18 protein-coding genes are annotated in these 20,658 nt (G+C 69.1%); 9 read left to right on the top strand and 9 right to left on the bottom strand.

From position 1 onward, the window contains the following. Positions 1-37: 37 nt before the first annotated feature. Together U4Z64_RS15135 and U4Z64_RS15130 are read left to right on the top strand one after the other, a co-directional pair. Entirely contained in the window at positions 38-1,396 is a 1,359-nt protein-coding gene (locus U4Z64_RS15135; RefSeq protein WP_321820361.1) for an aspartate aminotransferase family protein, read from the top strand. Positions 1,397-1,445: 49 nt separating this feature from the next. Beyond that, on the top strand, positions 1,446-2,963 hold the full coding sequence (locus tag U4Z64_RS15130) for a CoA-acylating methylmalonate-semialdehyde dehydrogenase (RefSeq protein WP_321810878.1): 1,518 nt from the start codon (positions 1,446-1,448) through the stop codon (positions 2,961-2,963). 161 nt (positions 2,964-3,124) lie between these two features. Here the strand turns inward: U4Z64_RS15130 and U4Z64_RS15125 are convergent, their stop codons facing one another. The 3 genes from U4Z64_RS15125 to U4Z64_RS15115 form a co-directional block, all read right to left on the bottom strand. Next, positions 3,125-3,499, bottom strand: coding sequence for a hypothetical protein (locus tag U4Z64_RS15125; RefSeq protein WP_044843040.1), 375 nt, complete (start codon positions 3,497-3,499; stop codon positions 3,125-3,127). 520 nt (positions 3,500-4,019) lie between these two features. Next, positions 4,020-4,952: an AEC family transporter gene (locus U4Z64_RS15120; RefSeq protein ID WP_044843150.1), complete on the bottom strand. Its 933-nt coding sequence runs from the start codon at positions 4,950-4,952 to the stop codon at positions 4,020-4,022. Between the two features lie 164 nt (positions 4,953-5,116). Continuing rightward, positions 5,117-6,001 carry a LysR substrate-binding domain-containing protein gene (locus tag U4Z64_RS15115; protein WP_124484892.1) on the bottom strand — a complete coding sequence of 295 codons (885 nt, stop codon included), beginning with the start codon at positions 5,999-6,001 and terminating at the stop codon, positions 5,117-5,119. Between the two features lie 434 nt (positions 6,002-6,435). Between U4Z64_RS15115 and U4Z64_RS15110 the strand changes: the two genes are divergently transcribed. Beyond that, positions 6,436-6,813, top strand: a complete 378-nt coding sequence (locus U4Z64_RS15110) for a nuclear transport factor 2 family protein (protein WP_044843042.1) — start codon at positions 6,436-6,438, stop codon at positions 6,811-6,813. A gap of 21 nt (positions 6,814-6,834) precedes the next feature. On the opposite strand, the gene U4Z64_RS15105 is transcribed toward U4Z64_RS15110, so the two are convergent. Next, on the bottom strand, positions 6,835-7,773 hold the full coding sequence (locus tag U4Z64_RS15105; protein WP_321820360.1) for a helix-turn-helix domain-containing protein: 939 nt from the start codon (positions 7,771-7,773) through the stop codon (positions 6,835-6,837). A 219-nt stretch (positions 7,774-7,992) separates the two neighbouring features. Here U4Z64_RS15105 and U4Z64_RS15100 point away from each other — a divergent pair, with 219 nt between their 5' ends. Further along, positions 7,993-9,300 carry a cytochrome P450 gene (locus U4Z64_RS15100; protein ID WP_415750578.1) on the top strand — a complete coding sequence of 436 codons (1,308 nt, stop codon included), beginning with the start codon at positions 7,993-7,995 and terminating at the stop codon, positions 9,298-9,300. A gap of 18 nt (positions 9,301-9,318) precedes the next feature. On the opposite strand, the gene U4Z64_RS15095 is transcribed toward U4Z64_RS15100, so the two are convergent. Then, on the bottom strand, positions 9,319-10,119 hold the full coding sequence (locus U4Z64_RS15095) for a helix-turn-helix transcriptional regulator (protein WP_124613562.1): 801 nt from the start codon (positions 10,117-10,119) through the stop codon (positions 9,319-9,321). Between the two features lie 132 nt (positions 10,120-10,251). On the opposite strand from U4Z64_RS15095, the gene U4Z64_RS15090 reads away from it, so the two are divergent. Continuing rightward, the gene (locus U4Z64_RS15090) at positions 10,252-11,658 is read left to right on the top strand and encodes an APC family permease (RefSeq protein ID WP_044843045.1); all 1,407 of its coding nucleotides are present in this window, start codon (positions 10,252-10,254) and stop codon (positions 11,656-11,658) included. Between the two features lie 44 nt (positions 11,659-11,702). After that, positions 11,703-12,812: a P1 family peptidase gene (locus tag U4Z64_RS15085; protein WP_321820358.1), complete on the top strand. Its 1,110-nt coding sequence runs from the start codon at positions 11,703-11,705 to the stop codon at positions 12,810-12,812. Positions 12,813-12,959: 147 nt separating this feature from the next. Here U4Z64_RS15085 and U4Z64_RS15080 read toward each other — a convergent pair whose 3' ends face one another. Continuing rightward, positions 12,960-13,172 carry a hypothetical protein gene (locus tag U4Z64_RS15080; protein ID WP_044843047.1) on the bottom strand — a complete coding sequence of 71 codons (213 nt, stop codon included), beginning with the start codon at positions 13,170-13,172 and terminating at the stop codon, positions 12,960-12,962. Positions 13,173-13,330: 158 nt separating this feature from the next. Beyond that, on the bottom strand, positions 13,331-15,514 hold the full coding sequence (locus tag U4Z64_RS15075) for an FUSC family protein (RefSeq protein ID WP_321820357.1): 2,184 nt from the start codon (positions 15,512-15,514) through the stop codon (positions 13,331-13,333). Between the two features lie 191 nt (positions 15,515-15,705). Between U4Z64_RS15075 and U4Z64_RS15070 the strand changes: the two genes are divergently transcribed. Continuing rightward, entirely contained in the window at positions 15,706-16,653 is a 948-nt protein-coding gene (locus U4Z64_RS15070) for a LysR family transcriptional regulator (RefSeq protein WP_044843049.1), read from the top strand. A 149-nt stretch (positions 16,654-16,802) separates the two neighbouring features. On the opposite strand, the gene U4Z64_RS15065 is transcribed toward U4Z64_RS15070, so the two are convergent. Both U4Z64_RS15065 and U4Z64_RS15060 read right to left on the bottom strand, forming a co-directional pair. Further along, positions 16,803-17,105: a DUF4148 domain-containing protein gene (locus tag U4Z64_RS15065; RefSeq protein ID WP_124484885.1), complete on the bottom strand. Its 303-nt coding sequence runs from the start codon at positions 17,103-17,105 to the stop codon at positions 16,803-16,805. 223 nt (positions 17,106-17,328) lie between these two features. Next, the gene (locus U4Z64_RS15060; protein ID WP_044843051.1) at positions 17,329-18,480 is read right to left on the bottom strand and encodes a porin; all 1,152 of its coding nucleotides are present in this window, start codon (positions 18,478-18,480) and stop codon (positions 17,329-17,331) included. Between the two features lie 308 nt (positions 18,481-18,788). Here U4Z64_RS15060 and U4Z64_RS15055 point away from each other — a divergent pair, with 308 nt between their 5' ends. Continuing rightward, complete coding sequence (locus U4Z64_RS15055) at positions 18,789-19,253, top strand: VOC family protein (RefSeq protein ID WP_321820356.1); 465 nt, start codon at positions 18,789-18,791, stop codon at positions 19,251-19,253. Positions 19,254-19,328: 75 nt separating this feature from the next. Then, positions 19,329-20,570 carry a cytosine deaminase gene (gene codA / locus U4Z64_RS15050; RefSeq protein WP_321820355.1) on the top strand — a complete coding sequence of 414 codons (1,242 nt, stop codon included), beginning with the start codon at positions 19,329-19,331 and terminating at the stop codon, positions 20,568-20,570. The last annotated feature ends 88 nt before the right edge of the window (positions 20,571-20,658 follow it).

Raw genomic sequence — 20,658 nt, 5'->3', positions numbered from 1 at the left:
TCAACACAAGAAGGAGGGGCGCGCCGCGCCGACCGACATGACCGATACGACCATCGCCAAGCAGCAGGAAGAGACGAACCTCCGCACCGACGCCGCATGGCTCGACGCCCACTGGATGCCGTTCACGGCGAACCGCCAGTTCAAGTCCGATCCGCGCATGATCGTGTCGGCGAAGGGCGCGTATTACACGGATGGCGAAGGCCGCAAGATCTTCGACGGCCTGTCGGGCCTGTGGTGCACGGGCCTCGGTCACGGCCGCACGGAAATCACGGAAGCCGTGAGCCGCCAGGTCGCGCAGCTCGACTACGCGCCGGCGTTCCAGTTCGGTCATCCGAAGTCGTTCGAGCTCGCGAACAAGATCAAGGACCTGACGCCGGCCGGCCTCGACTACGTGTTCTTCACCGGCTCGGGCTCGGAAGCGGCCGACACGTCGCTGAAAATGGCCCGCGCGTACTGGCGCGCCAAGGGCAAGGGCACGAAAACGCGCCTGATCGGCCGCGAGAAGGGCTATCACGGCGTGAACTTCGGCGGCATCTCGGTCGGCGGGATCGGCGCGAACCGCAAGCTGTTCGGCCAGGGCATCGACGCCGATTTCCTGCCGCACACGCAGCTCGCGGAAAACCGGTTCTCGCGCGGGATGCCGGAAAACGGCGCCGACCTGGCCGACCGCCTGCTCGACCTGATCACGCTGCACGACGCGTCGAACATCGCGGCCGTGATCGTCGAGCCGTTCTCCGGCTCGGCGGGCGTGGTGATCCCGCCGAAGGGCTATCTGAAGCGCCTGCGCGACATCTGTACCGCGCACGACATCCTGCTGATCTTCGACGAAGTCATCACGGGTTTCGGCCGTGCCGGCGCGATGACGGGCGCCGACGCGTTCGGCGTGGTGCCGGACATCATGAACTTCGCGAAACAGGTGACGAACGGCGTGCAGCCGCTCGGCGGCGTGATCGCGACGAAGGAAATCTACGACACGTTCATGGCCGCGGGCGGCCCCGAGTACATGCTCGAGTTCCCGCACGGCTACACGTATTCGGCGCACCCGGTCGCGTGCGCGGCCGGCGTCGCGGCGCTCGACCTGCTCGTGAAGGAAGACGCGGTGGCCCGCGTGCGCGATCTCGCGCCGCATTTCGAGGCGGCCGTGCACGGGCTGAAGGGCCAGCGCCATATCACCGACATCCGCAACTACGGGCTGGCGGCCGGCCTGACGATCGCGGCGCTGCCGGGCGAGCCGGCACGGCGCCCGTACGAGATCGCGATGCGCTGCTGGGCGAAGGGCTTCTACGTGCGCTACGGCGGCGACACGATCCAGCTCGCGCCGCCGTTCATCGCCGAGAAGCGCGAGATCGACAACCTCGTGAACGCGCTGTCCGATGCGCTGAACGAAGTGGACTGAGCCGCGGCCCTTTTCCCGCGACAACCGAATTCACGAAAGAGCCTGAACGATGAAACACGACAGCAATGTGACCTCCACCCTCGGCCACCTGATCGACGGCAAGCGCGTCGACGGCGGCAGCCGCGTCCAGCCGGTGTTCGACCCGGCCACCGGCGAATCGCACAAGAGCGTCGCGCTCGCCGACAAGCTGACCGTCGAAGCCGCGATCGCGTCCGCGCAGGCCGCGTTCCCGGCGTGGCGCAATACGCCGCCGCTGAAGCGCGCGCGCGTGATGAGCCGCTTCAAGACGCTGCTCGAGGAGCATGCGGACGAACTGTGCGCGCTGATTACCGCCGAGCACGGCAAGGTGCTCGCCGACGCGATGGGCGAACTGCAGCGCGGGATCGAGAACGTCGAATACGCGTCCTACGTGCCCGAGCTGCTGAAGGGCGAGCACAGCAAGAACGTCGGCCCCGCGATCGATTCGTGGAGCGAATTCCAGGCGCTCGGCGTGGCCGCCGGCATCACGCCGTTCAACTTCCCGGTGATGGTGCCGCTGTGGATGTGGCCGATGGCCGTCGCGTGCGGCAACGCGTTCGTGCTGAAGCCGTCCGAGCGCACGCCGTCGTCGACGCTGCGCATGGCCGAGCTCGCGCTCGAGGCCGGCCTGCCGCCGGGCGTGCTGAACGTCGTGAACGGCGACAAGGAAGCCGTCGACACGCTCCTGACCGACCCGCGCGTGAAGGCGGTGAGCTTCGTCGGCTCGACGCCGATCGCCGAATACATCTACTCGACCGGCTGTGCGCACGGCAAGCGCGTGCAGGCGCTCGGCGGCGCGAAGAACTTCGCGGTCGTGATGCCCGACGCCGACATCGGCAACGCGGTGAACGCGCTGATGGGCGCCGCGTACGGCTCGTGCGGCGAGCGCTGCATGGCGATTCCGCTGGTCGTCGCGATCGGCGAGGAAACCGGCGACAAGGTGGTCGAAGGCCTGCAGGCCGAGATCGCGAAGATGAAGGTCGGCCCGGGCAACGGGGCCGGCGTCGACATGGGGCCGCTCGTCACGCAGCAGCATTTCGAGAAGGTGACGGGTTTCGTCGAGGCGGGCGTGGCGGCCGGCGCGACGCTCGTCGTCGACGGCCGCGGCGTGAAGGTCGACGGCCACGACGGCGGCTACTACCTCGGCCCGTGCCTGTTCGACAACGTGAAGCCCGGCATGCCGATCTATCAGCACGAGATCTTCGGGCCGGTGCTCGGCGTGATCCGCCTGAAGTCGCTCGACGAGGCGATGGCGCTGATCGACGCGCACGAATACGGCAACGGCACGTGCCTGTTCACGCGTGACGGCGAAGCGGCGCGCTACTTCAGCGACAACATCCAGATCGGCATGGTGGGCATCAACGTGCCGCTGCCGGTGCCGGTCGCGTACCACTCGTTCGGCGGCTGGAAGCGCTCGCTGTTCGGTGATCTCCACGCGTACGGCCCGGATGCGGTGCGGTTCTATACGAAGCGCAAGACGATCACGCAGCGCTGGCCGTCGGCCGGCGTGCGCGAAGGGACGGTGTTCAGCTTCCCGTCGAACCGCTGACGCGCTGACGCGCGATCGGGCCGCAACGCGACGCGCGCCGCTCGGCGTGTGTCGCCACGCGGCCCGCGCAAGAGCGCACGAGCCCGCCCCGGTCGACGATCGGGGCGGGCCTTTTTACATGTGCGGCGGTCGTGCCGACGCTGAAGACGGGGAAAGAACGCTTACGGCGCGACCACGTGCCACATGTTCTTGAAGTTGTCGCCGTTGCGGTCGCCCTGTTTCATGTCCTTCGCGAAGAAGTACAGCGGCTTGCCCTTGTAGGCCCATTGCGGGCTGCCGTCGTCGCGCTTGACGATCGTGTAGGGGCCGACCGGGACGTCGGTCGCGCTGGCCTTGTACGGCGGCCAGAAGGACTCGCATTGGCCCTTGCATGCGCTGGTGCCGGCGTTGGGCTTGTCCTGGTCGAAGGTGTAGACGGTCATTCCGTTCGCGGCGACGAGCGCGCCGTTTTCGACCTTGGTGATCGAGCCTTGCGCCGAGGCCGAAACGGACGCCATGGCGAGCAGGGCGGAGCTGACGAGCAGCACGGCTTTCATGATTACCTCCTTGTAGTCCGGTGGGCGGCGCGCTCGCGCGCACGGCCGGGCGTGCGCGCGAGCGCGGGGAATGGTGCCGGAACGCGGCGCCGTGGCCGCCGGTGCGAGCGACGCGAAGTCGAATGACGGCGGAACGGACCCGCTTCATTCACCATAGGCGGTTTTTCGCGGGGCTGCGAGAAGAACCGGGGGCGCATCGGCGGCGCGTAGGCGTCGCGCAACGTCGCGGCGGTCGTGCGCGCGCAGCGGGATTCGACATCCGTCCCCGCAGCAGCGCCAAGCGGCACCGCGTGTGCTGCGTGCATCAACGCCGCGCGCGATGGGGCGGTGCGACGCCCCGCGATCACGCGCGCCGTCGGCGAGCATCGACTCGGACAACGGCTCGCCGGGCAGCGCGACGGCGATGCCTGTGCGATCGCGGCGCACGATATCGACTCCGCGACGGGCGGATTCAGGTCGGTCCGGTGGCTGTTGAATCGCGATTGCCGATCTCGTTGCGTTCGGCAACGGTGCCACGCCGTCAGCGAAACACCGGCGCCGACGCGAGCGCCGTCAGCACGGCCGGCATCGCGAGCGCGGCGGCGATCGTCTGGAACGCGGTGATGCCGGCCATCAGCGGCGCGTCGCCGCCGAGCTGGCGCGCCATGATGTACGACGAGGACGAAGTCGGCAGCGCCTGGAACAGCAGCGCGATGGTCAGCGCGGCATCGCCGAGCCCGAACAGGCGGCCGGCCGCGAGCGTGGCGAGCGGCATCGCCATGAACTTGAACGCCGACGCGATGCACATCGGCTGCATCCATCCGCGCGCCGCGTCGAACTTCAGTGCCGCGCCCACGCACAGCAGGCCGAGCGGCATCGATGCGGCGCCGAGCGCGCGCACGGCAGGTTCGACGGCGGCCGGAAACGCGAGGCCGGCGGCCTGCATCGCGATCCCCAGCGCGCATCCGACGACGAGCGGATTCGACAGGATCTGGCGCACGAGCGCCCACGCGCCGAGCCGCGTGTCGCCGTAGCGCGCGAACACCAGCACGCACATCAGGTTCACGGTCGGCACGATCGCCGCGACGCACACGGCCGCGAGCGCGATGCCGTGCGCGCCGAACAGTCCGGCGGCGAGGGCGGTGCCGACATAGTTGTTGAAGCGCACCGCGCCCTGGAACACCGACGTGAACCCGGCGCCGTCGACCTGCACGAACCGGCGGACCAGCAGAAGCAGCGCCGCGACGAGCACGGTCGAGCCGACCAGCGCCGCCGCGAGCGGCAAGACGGGCAGCGCTTGCAGCCGCGCAGTCGCGAGACCGTGCGCGAACAGCGCGGGCAGCAGCACGTAATAGCAAAGCCGCTCGGCGTGCGGCCAGAACGCATCGGCGATGAAGCCCGTGCGCCGCAGGCCGTGGCCGAGCGCGACCAGCAGCGCGACCGGCGCGAGCGCGAGCACGATCGGGCCGATCATCGACGCGCCTTCAGGCGACGCGGGCCGAACGGCCGGCGGGCGGCGCGGCGGAACGAAGCGGGAATCCATCCGGCGGGCAACATGGCGGCACGCAAGCGAAAGAGTGACGATGCCACCAAGTTAACACGCGCAAGCAGCAGGAATAATGGTGAATTATCGGGTGTTCAATGAGAAATTCTCATCGATGATGCGCTGACTTCGGCGGCCAGCGCACGTGCGAAACGCTCGGCCGGACGCGACTGGTGTTCGAGCAGCACGACCGCGCGGCCCATCTGCGGCTGGCCGAACGGCAAGCGCGTGACAGGCGGCAGCCGCGCGAGCGTCGCGTCGGGGAGCGCGACGATCGCCGCGCCGAGCCCGCGCGCCACCATCCGCGCGATCGTCTCCGCGCTGTCGAGCACCATCTCCTCGCGCACGCGCACGCCGATGCGGCGCAGCTCGGCGGCGATCATCCGGCCGGCCCACGCCTGCGCGTCGAAGCGGATGAACGGCAGCGCCTCGAGCAGCGTGCCCGCGTCGCGCTCCGCGTAGTGCGGCGGCGCGAGCAGCCAGAAGCGGTCTTCGTACAGCGTGGTCCACGTCAGTTCCGCCGGATGCGGGCGCACCGGGCGCGTCGTGATCGCCGCGTCGAGTTCGCCGGCCGCGACGCGGTTCGCCAGTTCGGCCGACATGCCGGCCGATACGTGCACGCGCAATGACGGGTGCGCATCGCGCAGCGCGAGCAGCGCATCGGGCAGCGGGCCGGACAGCGCGGTATGGATCGCGCCGATCCGCAGGCGGCCGACGAGCTTCTTCTCGTCGCTGAGCGCATCGGGAATCCGGTCGACCATCGCGAGCACCTGCTCGGCCTGCGCGACGAGGATCTTGCCGGCTTCGGTGAGTACCGGCTGGCGGCGCGAGCGGTCGAACAGCCGGACGTCGTATTCGCTTTCGAGCGTCTTGACCTGCAGGCTCACGGCGGACTGCGTGAGCCCGATCGCTTCGCCGGCGCGCGCGAAGGTGCGGTATCGGGCGATCGCGACCAGGGTTCTGAATGCGCGTAGTGACATGGGCTCGGTGAGAGGGGCGGCCGGGACCGGCACGCGGATTGCTCGATGATGCCGGAGGCGGTGCAGGGGCGACGTGCCGATTGCGCCGCCGACGCCGCCGACGGCCGCCGAAGCGGACGGGTGCGGCCGGCACGCTGCCGGACATCATGCCCGCGCGTGCGGAAACGGGCAACCGCGGCAGCGGCGGCATCGGCTGTGCGCGGCACAACGCGGCAGGACGCGGCAGAACGCGGCAGAACGCGGCAGAACGCACGGTGGGCCGCGTGCGGACCGGCCGGTGCGGGTTTTCGTGAATGGCATCGAGCCGGGCGGGCGCGCCCATCTGTGGACGCAGGATGAGCCGCGCTCGCGCGTGCCGCCCGCCCGCGTTTCATCGATACCTCGGGGCGACGCGTGCCGTCGCGTCGCCCCGACTCTTTGCGGAGGTAACGACGATGCCAGAGGACCCCGGTGAGGTTGCGCGCGCCAGCTATCGCGCGTATGTCGACAAGGACCGCGATGCGATCGAAGCGCTGATCGCGCCGGACTTCCATTTCACGAGCCCGCTCGACAACCGGCTCGATCGCGACGCGTATCTCGCGCGCTGCTGGCCGAACAGCGCGATGCTCGCCGGTTTCGAGTTCGTCGACGTCGCCGTGCACGGCGAATACGTGTTCGTCGTGTACGAAGCCGCGACGACCGCCGGCCGGCGGTTCCGGAATGCGGAGCGGTTGCGGGTCCGCGACGGCCGGATCGTCGAGGCCGAGGTGTATTTCGGCTGGTACGTGCCGCATCAGGCGCCCGATGGCGGGTTCATCGAATCGGGCGGTTGACGCGCGACGTGCAGCGGCAGGTCACACCCAGAGCCGGTACATCCAGAACGATTCGTCCTCGGCAAAGCGCCGCACGAACTCGGTTGGCGAGAAGCCCGTGATGCGCCGCGTCGCGCGGCTCAGGTGCGCCTGGTCGGCGAACCCTTCGTCCAGCGCGAGCGCGGCCCAGTCGACCGGTTGTCCGGCGTCCTGCCGGTCGCGCGCGGCGAAGAACACGCCTTCGGTGCGCACCAGCATTTGCCAGTCGCGCAACGAGCGCCCGCTGTACGCCTTGATGCGCCGTTCCACCTGGCGCGGGCTGTGGGTGTGCCGCCATTCGCGCGCGATCGACGCGAGACGCCCGACCCAGCTGCGCCCGGCATCGCGCAGCGACCACAGCGGCGACACGCTGCCGCGCAGCGCATGCCAGCGCGGCGCGAGGTGTCGGTCGAGCGCGGCCAGCGCGTCGTCGTCGTGCTCGGCACCGGCGAGCGCATCGAGCAGCGGCCGCCAGCTGTCGTCGAGGCATGCATGTGCATCGACGAAGGTGTCGTGGATCGTCGGCAACGCGACGCCGAACAGCGCGCGCGCAGCATCGGCATGCAGGCAGACGATGCCGCCTTGTCCGCCCGTCGGCGCCCAGCTCGCGACCGGCATCGACTGGCTGCCCGACAGCGTCGCCGATGCGCCGAACGGCCGCCATACGGGGCCGTCGCCCGTGGGCCGGACGAGCCCGACGTCGAAGCCGCGATACCACGACAGGCAGACGATCGGCGACGCGGGGAAATGCGTGAGCCGCTGCGCGTCGCTCAACGTGAAGCCGCGCGTGTCGCGGCAGACGATCGCGACGACCGCGCCTCGCAGCGCGGCCGGCGGCGGATACAGCCGCGTGGGCGGCGACCGGCCGTCGCACCGCACGCGCGGCGCACGCGCGTGCGGATCGGGACACGGTGTCGGATTCGGAGACGGACCGGAGGGCATGACGCCGGAGTATAGGGACCGGCGCCGCACGTGTCGATGTCGTTTGCGTTCAAGACCGGCGGCGTGTCGATCCGGACAATCCGGAGCATGAACCCACGATCCTCTTCCCGATGCCCGTTTCATGCGGACGCCGCTGATGCGTCGCCCATGCTTCACCCGCCCGGCGTATGGCCGCCGGGGCCGCGAGCCGGCCTGACGGGGTGGCCGCTGCTGCGCGCGATGTCGCGCGACCTGACCGGCGCGCTCGCAGGCTGGCAGCGTGCGCATGGCGACGTCGTGCACCTGCGCATGTGGCCCGAACATGCGGTGGTCGTGACCGATCCCGCGCTCGTGCGCGAGCTGCTGGTCACGCATCACGATGCGTTCGTGCGCTGGGAACGCGGCATCCGCGTGTTCTCGCGGGTTCACGGGCACAGCGTGCTGGTCGCCGAGGGCGACGCATGGCGCGACAAGCGGCACGCGCTGCAGGCGAACTTCGCGCCGAAGCCGGTGCAGGCGTTCGTGCCGTCGATCGCCGCGACAGCCGGTCGTGCGCTCGCGCAGTGGCCCGCGTGCGACGCACACTGGCCGGTCGAGAGCGCGCTGACGTCGCTGGCGATGGACGTGATCATGCGCACGATGTTCTCGGATTCGATCGGCGCACACGCGCGCGTTGCCGAAGAGGCCGTGCGCACGGTCGGCGCGGCGGCGAACGCGGAGTTCTACCAGCCGGCCAGCGCGCCGGACTGGATGCCGTGGAAGCGCGGCAAGGCGCGGGCGCTGGCGGTGCTGAACGGACTGATCGACCGGCAACTGCGTGCGCGTCTCGACATGCCGGAGCACGGCTGGCCGGACGACCTGCTGTCGCGCCTGTTGCGGCTGCACCGTGCCGACGGGCGCGCATGGCCGCTGCGGGCCGTGCACGACGAGTGCATGACGGCATTCCTGGCCGGCCACGAGACGGCCGCGGCCACGCTGACCTGGTGGGCGTGGAACATGGCCGCGAATCCGGCCGCACAGGCCGCCGCGCGCGACGAGGTCGTGCGCGTGCTGGGCGGCCGTGCGCCGACCGCCGACACGCGCCCCGCGTTGCGCTACCTGACGCAGACGCTCGAGGAAACGATGCGCCTGTATCCGGCGGCACCGATCCTGATCAGCCGTCGCGCATTGCGGCCGGTCGCGCTGGGCGCATGGCAGTTTCCCGCGCGGACGCTGTTCATGCTGCCGATTCAGCTGATGCATCACGATGCACGATGGTTTCCGGAACCGCGGGCCTTCCGGCCCGAGCGCTTCGCCGACGACGCACCGGCGATTCCGCGCGGCGCTTACATGCCGTTCGGCACGGGGCCGCGCGTGTGCCTCGGGCAGCATCTGGCGATGACGGAGATGACGGTGGTGGCGGCGATGATCCTGCAGCGCCATGAATTGTCCGTGCCGCCCGGCATGGCGGCGCCGCGCGCGGCGCTGAACGTGACGTTGCGGCCCGAGCGCGCCCTGCACGTGGCGATCGCGCCGACCGGGCTGGCGGCGGACGTCGCATTGTCGTAACGCGGCGGCGTGTCGCGCTTACCCCGCCGCATCCTCCCCAAGCGCCTGGATGAACCGCGAAAACAGCTCCGGCTGCGACGAGATCCCGAGCTTCGCGTAAAGATGCCGCCGATGCACCTTCACCGTTTCCGGTGAAATCGCCAGCCGCTCGGCGATCGCCTTCGACGAATTGCCGCGCAGCACCATTCGCGCGATCGACATCTCGCGATCGGTCAGCACGCCCGCGCCGAAGCGCGCGAGCGCCTGCTCGACGCGCGCGCCGAGATCGTCGTCGGGCGTCGCGCGCGCGGCGTCGCCCACCAGCCGCCAGTGCTGCCGGATCGTCGCGAGCACCCACGGCATCGCGGCCGTCAGCTTGCCGAGCGGTTCGACGTCGAAGCGCGCGGCCGCGCCGAGCGACAGCGACAGCAGCAGGTCGGGGTTCGGCCGCAGCAGGATCTGGATTTCATCGTCGCCGACCGCATCGCGGAAATAGCTCAGGAAATACTCGCTCTGCCGGAATAGGTCGGGCGCGACCTCCTCGAGCCGGTAGCAGCCGTCGGCGAGCCCGTCGTGCGCGGCCTGCAGGAACGGATCGAGCAGATATAACCCGTTGAGGTAAAGCGGCACCGGCGACGCACTGTCGGTGCCGCCCGTGTCGTATTCGTCGAGCACGAGCGGCACGCCGTCGCGGCCGATCGCGGTCGCGAGCGCGTTGTCGAACGGCACCATTTCGTTGAGCAGCAGCACCAGGAAACGCCAGAAGCGCGGCTGGCCGAGATGATCGATCGCGCGGCCGAGCGCCTGGTGCATCGCGATTTCGGAGAAGAGTCGATCCATATCACCACCGAAGGGTGTAACACGAAGGGGGAATAGCGGTCCTGAAATTGGCTTCCTAGACTGCCACGCAATCAATCGGGCCCGAGTATGGGTGTTCAAAAAAGCGCAGGACAGAAGCAACAGGAGAACGAAATGGCGATGATGTCGGAATCGACGGGCACGCTGCAAGCGACGCCTGCCACGGAAGGCGCGCCGCGCGCGTTGTCGCAGACGCTCAGCGTGCGCGACGCGGTGATGATCACCGTGTCGGGCGTGACGCCCGCCAGCTCGATCTTCGTGATCGCGCCGTTCGCGATCCAGCAGGCCGGCAGCGGCGCGGTGCTGTCGTTCCTGCTCGGCGGCGTGCTCGCGCTCGCGTTCGCGCTCTGCTACGCGGAGCTCAGCGCCGCGCACCGCAGCGCGGGCGGCGAATACGTGATGGCCAAACGCGTGTTCGGCACGCTGCCCGGCTATCTGACCTTCATCACGGTGCTGTCCGTCAGCGTGTTCATTCCCGCGGTGCTCGCGAGCGGCGCCGCGCCCTACCTGAACAACGCGCTCGGCACGCACTTCAGCAACCAGTCGGTCGCGTTGACGATCGTGTTGCTCAGCTACGTGCTCGGCATGCTGAACATCAAGACGAACGCATGGATCACCGGCGCGTTTCTCGTCGTCGAGATCGGCGTGCTGATGCTGATTGCGGGGCTCGGCTTCGGCTCGCCGCATCGCGGCGCGGACGCACTGGTCGCGCCGGTCGTCGCGAGCGGCAATGCGCTGGTGCCGGCCACGCTCGCGGCGATCGTGCCCGCGATCGGCACGGCGATCTTCTGCTACAACGGCTTCGGCTCCGCCGCCTATCTCGCGGAAGACCTGCGCGGCGGCAACCGCAACGTCGCGAAGGCGGTGATCTACTCGCTGCTGGTGATCCTCGTCGTCGAACTGATTCCGCTCACCGCGATCGTGCTCGGCGCGCCGTCGCTGACGGAACTGACGAAGAGCGCCGACCCGATCGGCTATGTCGTGCGCTCGCTGAGCAACCCGGCGGTGTCGCGCGCGGTCAGCGGCGGGATCTTCCTGTCGGTATTCAACGCAATCATCGCGATCGTGATCACGATGGGGCGCCTGCTGTACAGCAGCGGCCGCCATGCGCTCTGGTCGCGCACCTGCAACCGCGCGTTCTCGACGATCCATCCGCGCTTCGAATCGCCGTGGCTCGCGACGCTCGCGCTCGCCGTGCCGTCGTCGGGGCTGGTGTTCGTGTCGAGCCTCGACGAGCTGACCGCGTTCACGGTCGACCTGCTGCTGCTGATCTACCTGGTCGTCGGGCTGGCCGCGCTCGCGAGCCGGCTCGTGCGCCGCGACGTCGAGCATCATTACCGGATGCCGCTGTGGCCCGTGACGCCGCTCGTCGCGGTCGCGGGTGCCGCGTACACGCTCTACACGACGCTCGCGACGGCGACCAAGCCGACCGACCTGATCATCATCGGCGCGCTGCTGGTGGCAGCACTCGCGATGTATGCGGTCTGGGCGCGCCACAGCGATGCGTTCCGCTCGCTCTGAACCACTCGCACACCGAACCATTGAAAGACTGGAGGAATTACATCATGCGCACGAGGGATCTCGGCATCCGCATCGGACTCGGCACGCCGGGCCGCTTCAACGCGATCACGGACGTACCGGGCGTGCGGGTCGGACATTGCACGCTGAACGTCGAGAACGGCGATGCATCGATCCGCACCGGCGTGACCGTGATCGAGCCGCGCGCGGGTGCCGCGCACGATTCGCCGTGCTTCGCGGGCGTCCATGTGCTGAACGGCAACGGCGACGCGACCGGGCTCGAATGGATCCGCGAAGCCGGCCTGCTGACGACGCCGATCGCTTATACGAACACGCACAGCGTCGGCGCGGTGCGCGATGCGCTGGTCGCGAACGAACGCGAGGCGGCGGCCGGGCGCGTCTACTGGTGCATGCCGGTCGTGATGGAAACCTACGACGGCCTGCTCAACGACATCTGGGGGCAGCACGTGCGTGCCGAGCACGCGCTGCGCGCGCTGGCCGCCGCGCAGTCGGGGCCGGTCGCCGAAGGCGGCGTGGGCGGCGGCACCGGCATGATCTGCCACGAGTTCAAGGGCGGCATCGGCACCGCGTCGCGGGTGGTGGCGGCCGACGCGGGCGGCTGGACCGTCGGCGCGCTCGTGCAGGCGAACTACGGCGTGCGCGAGATGCTGCGCGTGGCCGGTTATCCGGTCGGCGACGTGCTGCGGCACGTGCCTTCGCCGTTTCGCGCGCCCGACGGGCAGGGCGAGGCCGGGATGGGTTCGATCGTCGTCACGATCGCGACCGACGCGCCGCTGCTGCCGCATCAATGCACGCGCCTCGCGCAGCGTGCGAGCGTCGGGCTGGCACGCGTCGGCGGCGGCACCGAGGATTCGAGCGGCGACATCTTCCTTGCGTTCGCAACGGGGAACGACGGCTTGCCCGCCGCGAACTACGGCAGCAAGGGCGCGCCGACGACGGCCGTGAAGATGGTGAACAACGACCACATCTCCGCACTGTTCGTCGCCGCGGCGGAAGCGGTGGAGGAAGCGATCGTGAATGCGCTGGTCGCGGGGAGCGACGTCGAGTCGCGCGGCGCGCGGGTCGAAGGGCTGGGGCAGGCGCGCTTGCTGGATGCGTTGCGCGAAGTGGGGTGGCGGCCGGGGCGCGGCGCCTGAAACGGCATGCGCCGCTTCAATCGAAGCAGCGTGGCGGGCAGTGTCGTTGCGGCGATCGGCCGGCTCGTCGTGCACGCGCGCAGGCGATACGTGCGATACGTGCGATGTGCGCGCGGCGGGCCCGGCCGTGACGACGCGGCGTCATGCTCAGCTGCCGAAGTAGACGTTGCAGAAGCTGACGGGGCCCACGCATGCGTTCGGGTCTTCCTGCTTCGATTGCGCACGATCGACGCGGCCCGAGGCCTGGACGGCTTCGGCGCGGTTCGCCGGTTGTTGCGCGACGTCGGCCGGCGCGCTCTGGGCGTGCGCGACGGCGGCGGTGAGCGACAGGGCAACGAGGGCGAGGTGCAGCGGCTTCATTTCGGTTTCTCCTGGGTCAGTGCCAGTCTCGCTGGCAGTGAGGAAACTATAGGCTCGCACTGCCTGGAAATTAATCACCGCGGGTGCAGAGCTTATTTCCAATCGGAACAAGGGTGACGTTGCGTATGCATCGATCTCCCGCCGACCCTCGTCGGCGCTCAATGACGATGACGGTTGAACGGCGCATCCTTGTCCAGCAGCGCGCTGCGAATGAAGTGCAGGCAGCCGACGATGCGCTGCATGCGGTGGCGTTCATCGGGCACCGCGTACCATGCGTGCAGCGTGTGCTGTGCGGCGCGAATCGCCAGGTTCACCGACTTGAGCGTGCGCGCATGATGGCCGGGCGTCGGATCGTCGAAGAAGCGCGGCAGCTCGTGCAGCACCGCGTCGACCGAGGCGGTCCAGCGCAGCGTCTGCGGCGGTTTCGATTCGCTGAATCCGTGCAGCTCGTCGCGCAGGTCGATCACCGCATGGCCGACTTCGAGCGTCGAGAGCATCCAGCGCAGTGCGTCGCGATGCTGCCGCGTGCGCTTGACGAGCAGCGTGCGCAGCTGCGCCATCAGGTCGTGCGTGCTCGACTGGAAGCGCGCGGCGAGCCCGTCGCGCGCGCCTTCGCACGCGAACGTGACCTGGCGGCGCAGGTCGTGCGCGATCCGCGACGTGAGCCACGGCATGTGGGTCGGAAACACCACGGCGAACACGATCGAGCACGCGAGCATCGCGACGACGACGGCGAAGCCGTTGTTGATCAGCACCTCGGGCGTATACGCGATCGCGTTGTCGGGGCCCGCGAGCAGGCAGAAGAACACCGCGAAGCCGATCCCGTAGCCCGACAGGCCCGGGCGCATCGCGAGAAACGCACCGAGGCCGAGCACCGGCGCGAGTGCCGCGCACAGCAGCGGAAAACCGTCGATGTTCGGATAGACGTAACAGAGGAACACGTAGCCGACGGCCGTCGCGAACGCCGCGCCGACGCCCATCTGCGCGACGAACTTCGGTGCGCGCGGCGACGTCGAGCTCAGCGCGCACGCGATCGCGGTGGCGATCACGGCGAGTGAGCCGCTCGGCCATTCGGACGCGAGCCAGAACGCGCTCATCGCGCCGACAGCGACGAGCGTGCGCAGGAACGCGAAGCCGACGAAGAACGAATTGGTCTTCACCGCGTAGTGCGTGACCGAGCGTTCGAACGCGTGATCGTCGCGATCGAGCGACGCGTTGGTGTCGGCGTAGCCGAGATACTCGCCGATGAAGCGATACATCAGCTCGATCGCGGTATCGAAGTCGAGCAGGCCGCCGGCCGCGTGATCCTCGATCGCACGGCGCGATGCGCGCGCGGCCTTCGGCAACGCGGCGTGAAAGCGGCGCAGTTCGAGCAGTGCGCCGGTGGTCGACGTGATGCCGCGCTGCCGCTCGTCGCGCAATGCGGTGATCCGCTGCGCGAGCGCATCGATGTGCGGCGCGAGTGCGTCGAGCACCGCGTCCGACCGGTTCGCGCGCAGGCGTTTGACGAGCTGGTGCAGCGCATGCAGGCGCGTGCACGCATTCATGAACTCGCTGTTGAGCCGCGCGAGCCGGCGGCTGCGCGCGCGAATGTGCGGATCCTCGAACGACGCGAACGCGCGGTTGGCCTCGAACCCGACGATCTCGTCGACGAAATCGGCGAAGCGCCGCTCGAAGTCGCCGCGCGCGAGGTCGCCCGACAGCGCGCCGGCCGCGAACGCCGCGAACTTCACATGACGCGCGCTCAGCGAGCGCATCAGCGCTTTCGCCGAACTGAGCGGCAGGATCAGCGCACTGACCGCGCCGGAGCATGCGATGCCGAGCGCGACTTCCGCGGCGCGCGTGAGCGCGGACTGGAACAGCGTCTGCGGCGTCATCACCGCGGGCAGGCCAATCAGTGCGGCGGTGTAGCCGGCGAGCACGAACCCGTACCAGCGGAAATGGCGGTTGCGCACCGCGAGCGCGATGCAGCCGCCGACCCACAGCGTGATGCCGGCCATGTACAGCTCGGGCTGCTGCGCGAACAGCCCGCCGAGCGCGAGCGCGGCGACGAGGCCGGCCGCCGTGCCGAGCATGCGGTAGAAGCTCTTCGCGAACACCATCCCCGACAGCGGCTGCATCAGCACGAACACGGTCGTCATCGCCGTGCGCGGCTGCGACATTTCGAGCCGCATCGCGATCCCCATCGCGAGCAGCGCGGCGAGCACGGTCTTGGCGAGGTGCAGCCAGATCAGCCCGTCGGTCGCGGCCCAGTCGCGCGCGGCGCCGCCGAGCGGATCGAGCCAGGTTCTCCATCGGGCCGGTTCGATGGCAGGTCGCTCGATCGCAGGTTGTGGCTTCATGAAAAAAAGCGGGGCGCGTGCGGTGCCGCGGCGCGTCCGGACGGGTCCGTTCGACTGGTGAGGCGCCGATTGTAGGAGTGCGGCGCGCGGGCATTAACGCAGCTACGGGGAAACGATAGTTGCAGGCCGCGTAACAATCTGTCGCACCCGCTGGAGGAAAATAGCGGCTCCGCTACAGGTGGCTCACAGGAATGGATACCCTACAAAACATGCGGGTGTTTACGCGCGTCGTCGAGACGGGCAGTTTCACCGCGGCCGCGCAATCGCTGAATTCGACGACCGGCGCGATGTCGCGCGCGGTGTCGGAACTCGAGGCGCGCCTGCGCACCCGTCTGATGAATCGCTCGACGCGCCGCCTCGCGCTGACGTCGGCCGGCGAAAGCTATCTGCGGCGCTGCCGCCAGATTCTTGCCGACGTCGATCGCGCCGAGGAGGAGGCGAGCTGCGCGCACGAACGGCCGGCCGGCGTGCTGCGCATGCACAGCTTCGCGAGCGTCGGCCATCACTACGTGATGCCCGCGCTCACGCGCTACCACACGCAATATCCGGACGTGTCGATCGAGCTGTCGCTGTCGCAGCGCATGCCCGACCTGTTCGACGGCACGAGCGACATGGCGGTCGTGACCGCATCGTCGCTGCCCGATTCGGAGCTCGTGTCGCACCTGCTCGGCTCGACCTTCAGCATCCTGTGCGCGTCGCCCGAGTACGTGAAGCGCCACGGCGCGCCGGTCCGCCCGCAGGATCTCGGCGCGCACGCGTGCCTGACACTTTGCACGCCGGCGTTCCCGACCCACGAATGGGTGCTCGAAGGCGCCGACGGCATCGAGCAGATCCATGTCACCGGGCCGGTGCAGACCAATACGGCCGAGTCGCTCGCGCTCGCGATCCGCGACGGTATCGGGATCGGCATGCTGCCGCTGTATGCGGCGATCGACGCGCTGCAGGACGGCACGCTCGTGCGCGTGCTGCCCGGTCATATCCTGCAGAAGATGAACGTGTATGCGCTGTATCCGTCACGCCGCTTCATCGACGCGAAGGTGCGCACCTGGGTCGAGATGCTGCGTGCGCAGGTGCCGGGGATGATTGCCCGCGACGTCGAGATGCTGAACGCGATCGACCGCGAGCCGCAGGCTGCCTGATCGGGCAGCCCGAGCGCGAATCCAAGACGAGATGGCCGCGTGCCGGACGGCACGCTGTCCGGCCGCATCCATCGTGCCGGACCGGTTCGCGCGATTTCCGCCGCGCCCGCGGGACGCATGTCACGCGGGTGCGGCGTTGCTGCGTGTCTTCACAGCGCGGGCTTTGCCGCCACGCCCGATTCCGTTGCGCCCGCACCGGCCGGGCCATATGCGCGTTGCGCGGCCTTGTGCTCGGCGAGCCGTTTTGCTGCCAGGCGTTCCTGCGCGGCCATGATGTCGTCCGGATAGTTGCCGGCGTCGCCGAGCGACGGGTTGTAGCCGACCGATTCGAGGTCGTAGAGCTCCTGCAGCACCTGGGCGCGCGTGACGGGCGCCTTGGCGGACTGAGCGAACGACAGGGCCGGTGCGGCAAGCAGGACGGCAGCGGCGGCGGTAACGACGAGCGATTTCACGATGTTCTCCAGTAGACGGGGTGTGAGGCCGGTCCGGTGATCGACGCGCGATCCGAACCGTCGATGCCAGTCTATGCAGCACACGCGCGCACAAAAACCCCGATTCCGGGCAGGCAGCTTTCCAGATGGAACAACATTGGTGCAGGTCGCCCACAGCGCGCGAACCCGTCCGCCAGGACGGGGTCCTGGCGGACGGGCGACGGGCGCTCACGCGGCGCGGAACTCAGAACCGCGTGCGCATGCCGATCGTGCCGACGATCTGGTTCGCGGTGCTCGAGGCGCCGCCCGACGTGTTGATGAAGGCCTGGTAGCCGCGGCCCGACGCGTGCTGGTACATCGCTTCCGCGTACAGGTCGGTGCGGCGCGACAGCTTGTACACGGCCTGCAGGTCGACCTGGTGCCACTTCGGATCGGTGCCGTGCTTGCTGTCCGGGTTCGACACGCTGGCGTCCGTGTACACGTAGGCCGCGCCGAGGCTGACGGCCGGCGTCACCGCATAGCGCACGTTCACGTCGTAGTTATTGAACGCGACCTGGCCGGTGGAACCGAACGAGCCCGAGTTGTCGTACTGCGAGCGCGTATAGACGAAGCCGACCGTCGCCGGACCGAACACGTAGCTGACACCGCCGCCGTACGAGCGCATGCGGTCCGCGCCCACCGACCAGCCGCCCTGGCTCACGCTCTTCGCTTCGGCCACGTCGGTCGCGCCCGGGCTCGCGCTCGTCGAGCCCTTCGTGCCGTTCATCTGCAGGTACGCGCCGGCCAGCTTCAGCGGGCCGTTCGTGTAGCTTGCCGCGACGCTGTACGCGCGATTGCCGGCGAAGTTCGTGGAGTTCGAGAAACCGTACAGCGCGCCGACCTTGAAGCCCGCGATCGTGTCGCTCGTGTACTTCACCGCGTTGTTGATGCGCACCGAGTGGTTCAGGTTGTCGTTGTCGAACGGATGCGCGAAGCCGGTATCGCCGAAGTCGCCGGCCGTCGCGGACAGCGGCGCGACGAAGTCGACCATCGTGTCGTACTGGCGGCCGAGCGTCAGCGTGCCGTAGCCGCTGCTGGTCAGGCCGACATACGCGTGGCGGCCGAACAGCTTGCCGTCCTGCCCGAGCGCGCCGTTGTTCACGTTGAAGCCGTTCTCCAGGACGAACAGCGCCTTCAGGCCGCCGCCGAGATCTTCCGTGCCGCGCAGGCCGAAGCGGCTGCCGTTGACCGTGCCGGAGGTCATGCGCCACAGCGATGCGCCGCCGGCGTTGTTGGTGTACGCGATGCCGGCGTCGATCAGGCCGTACAGCGTGACCGAGCTCTGGGCGTGCGCGAGCGGGGCGAAGAGTGCGGCGGCGGATGCGGCGGCAATCAGGGTTTTGTTCGTTTTGTGCATGTAACAGCTCCTGCGTGTGGGACGGGTGACCAAAGTTCGGCGCAAGTGTAGGGGCGGGGTCGCGCGATTCCGGCCGCAGGCGCGCGAGTACACCGTTGCGAGCTGCGCAAGAGTGCGTCACACAGCGTTCACAAATCGGTCCGCGTGCCGGACGGCGTGCGTTTTCGCCGACGGCGCGACGCGAGCGGTCGGGCGGCCGCGCATGCCGTGTCGCGCATTGACAACACGCGCGTCGCCGGCGCGGGAGTTGATCGCCGCGCCGCGCGCGTGGAGAATGGGCAGACCATTGCCGAGATCCGGAGCCCCCGATGACCACGCCGCGCCGTCCTTCCTTGAGTGCCGCGCTGTGCTACCGCGACCCGAAAGCCGCGCTCGCGTGGCTCGAACGCGCATTCGGCTTCGAGCGCGCGCTGGTCGTCACCACGCCGGAAGGCGACATCGCGCATGCCGAAATGAGATTCGGCGACGGTCTCGTCATGATCGGCGGCGCGTGGGCCGACTTCATCGCGTCGCCGCAGGACACGGGCGACCGGAACACGCAGCACGTCCACGTGCATCTTCCCGACGACGCCGACATCGACGCGCACTGCGAACGCGCACGTGCGGCCGGCGCGGAGATTCTGCAGGCGCCGGCCGACCAGTTCTACGGCGATCGCATGTATCGCGCGCGCGATCCCGGCCGGCATGTGTGGACGTTCGGCAAGCACGTGCGCGACGTGACGAACGACGAGATGAGCGCGGCGACCGGCCTGACGATCGAGGATTTCAAATAAGCGCGGCACGCATCGCAGGAGCCGGTTTTTCCCCACCACGCGGCGCGCTGACGCCGCATGACGCCTGGACCCACCATGAACCTCTTCAATGCACGCCTGCGCGGCCGCGACGGGCTGTTCACGATCGGCATCGACGGCGACCGGATCGCGCGGATCGACGCGCAGGCCGCGCCGGTCGCATCGGTCGGCGCCGGCGATGTCGATGCGGGCGGCCGTCTCGCAATTCCGCCGCTCGTCGAACCGCATATCCATCTCGATGCCGTGCTCACGGCCGGCGAGCCGGCCTGGAACATGAGCGGCACGCTGTTCGAGGGCATCGAGCGGTGGTCCGAGCGCAAGGCGACGATCACGCACGAGGATACGAAGGCGCGCGCGCATGCGGCGATCGGCATGCTGCGCGATCACGGCATCCAGCACGTGCGCACCCACGTCGACGTCACCGATCCGACGCTGGCCGCGCTGAAGGCGATGCTCGAAGTGAAGGACGAGGCGCGCGGGCTGATCGACCTGCAGATCGTCGCGTTTCCGCAGGAAGGCATCGAGTCGTTCGACGGCGGCCGCGCGCTGATGGCGCAGGCGATCGAACTCGGCGCGGACGTCGTCGGCGGGATCCCGCATTTCGAGAACACGCGCGAGCAGGGCGTCAGCTCGATCCGCTTCCTGATGGAGCTGGCCGAGCGCACCGGCTGCCTTGTCGACGTGCACTGCGACGAGACCGACGATCCGCATTCGCGCTTTCTGGAAGTCCTCGCGGAAGAGGCGCGCGTGCGCGGCATGGGCGCGCGCGTGACCGCGAGCCACACGACCGCGATGGGCTCGTACGACAACGCGTATTGCTCGAAGCTGTTCCGGCTGCTGAAGCGTGCGGGCCTGAACTTCGTGTCGTGCCCGACCGAGAGCATCCATCTGCAGGGGCGCTTCGACACGTTTCCGAAGCGGCGCGGGCTCACGCGCGTAGCGGAACTCGATCGCGCGGGTCTGAACGTGTGCTTCGGACAGGATTCGATCAAGGATCCGTGGTATCCGCTCGGCAACGGCAACATCCTGCGCGTGCTCGACGCCGGCCTGCACATCTGCCACATGATGGGCTACCAGGACCTGCAGCGCTGCCTCGACTTCGTGACCGATCACAGCGCGACGACGATGCATCTCGGCGACGGCTACGGGATCGCGGTCGGGCGGCCGGCGAACCTGGTCGTGCTCGATGCCGACAGCGACTATGAAGCCGTGCGCCGGCAGGTGAAGGCCACGCTGTCGGTGCGCCACGGGAAGGTGATCATGCGGCGCGAGCCGGAGCGCGTCACGTATCCGGAGTGACGCGGATGCGGCGACGGCGGCGGACGGCGGCACGCCCCGTCGGGAACTGCCGTCTTTCTTGTATGCGTTGAATGCATGAGTTGATCAG

The sequence above is a fragment of the Burkholderia sp. BCC1996 genome, assembly GCF_905339955.1.
Taxonomy (GTDB): domain Bacteria; phylum Pseudomonadota; class Gammaproteobacteria; order Burkholderiales; family Burkholderiaceae; genus Burkholderia.
This window is presented reverse-complemented; position numbering and strand designations above follow the sequence as displayed.

Bases quoted from the DNA above. Each gene is read 5' to 3' on its own strand.
- U4Z64_RS15135 (WP_321820361.1), top strand. From the start codon at position 38: ATGACCGATACGACCATCGCCAAGCAGCAGGAAGAGACGAACCTCCGC.
- U4Z64_RS15130 (WP_321810878.1), top strand. From the start codon at position 1,446: ATGAAACACGACAGCAATGTGACCTCCACCCTCGGCCACCTGATCGAC.
- U4Z64_RS15125 (WP_044843040.1), bottom strand. From the start codon at position 3,499: ATGAAAGCCGTGCTGCTCGTCAGCTCCGCCCTGCTCGCCATGGCGTCC.
- U4Z64_RS15120 (WP_044843150.1), bottom strand. From the start codon at position 4,952: ATGATCGGCCCGATCGTGCTCGCGCTCGCGCCGGTCGCGCTGCTGGTC.
- U4Z64_RS15115 (WP_124484892.1), bottom strand. From the start codon at position 6,001: ATGTCACTACGCGCATTCAGAACCCTGGTCGCGATCGCCCGATACCGC.
- U4Z64_RS15110 (WP_044843042.1), top strand. From the start codon at position 6,436: ATGCCAGAGGACCCCGGTGAGGTTGCGCGCGCCAGCTATCGCGCGTAT.
- U4Z64_RS15105 (WP_321820360.1), bottom strand. From the start codon at position 7,773: ATGCCCTCCGGTCCGTCTCCGAATCCGACACCGTGTCCCGATCCGCAC.
- U4Z64_RS15100 (WP_415750578.1), top strand. From the start codon at position 7,993: ATGTCGCGCGACCTGACCGGCGCGCTCGCAGGCTGGCAGCGTGCGCAT.
- U4Z64_RS15095 (WP_124613562.1), bottom strand. From the start codon at position 10,119: ATGGATCGACTCTTCTCCGAAATCGCGATGCACCAGGCGCTCGGCCGC.
- U4Z64_RS15090 (WP_044843045.1), top strand. From the start codon at position 10,252: ATGGCGATGATGTCGGAATCGACGGGCACGCTGCAAGCGACGCCTGCC.
- U4Z64_RS15085 (WP_321820358.1), top strand. From the start codon at position 11,703: ATGCGCACGAGGGATCTCGGCATCCGCATCGGACTCGGCACGCCGGGC.
- U4Z64_RS15080 (WP_044843047.1), bottom strand. From the start codon at position 13,172: ATGAAGCCGCTGCACCTCGCCCTCGTTGCCCTGTCGCTCACCGCCGCC.
- U4Z64_RS15075 (WP_321820357.1), bottom strand. From the start codon at position 15,514: ATGAAGCCACAACCTGCGATCGAGCGACCTGCCATCGAACCGGCCCGA.
- U4Z64_RS15070 (WP_044843049.1), top strand. From the start codon at position 15,706: ATGGATACCCTACAAAACATGCGGGTGTTTACGCGCGTCGTCGAGACG.
- U4Z64_RS15060 (WP_044843051.1), bottom strand. From the start codon at position 18,480: ATGCACAAAACGAACAAAACCCTGATTGCCGCCGCATCCGCCGCCGCA.
- U4Z64_RS15055 (WP_321820356.1), top strand. From the start codon at position 18,789: ATGACCACGCCGCGCCGTCCTTCCTTGAGTGCCGCGCTGTGCTACCGC.
- codA (WP_321820355.1), top strand. From the start codon at position 19,329: ATGAACCTCTTCAATGCACGCCTGCGCGGCCGCGACGGGCTGTTCACG.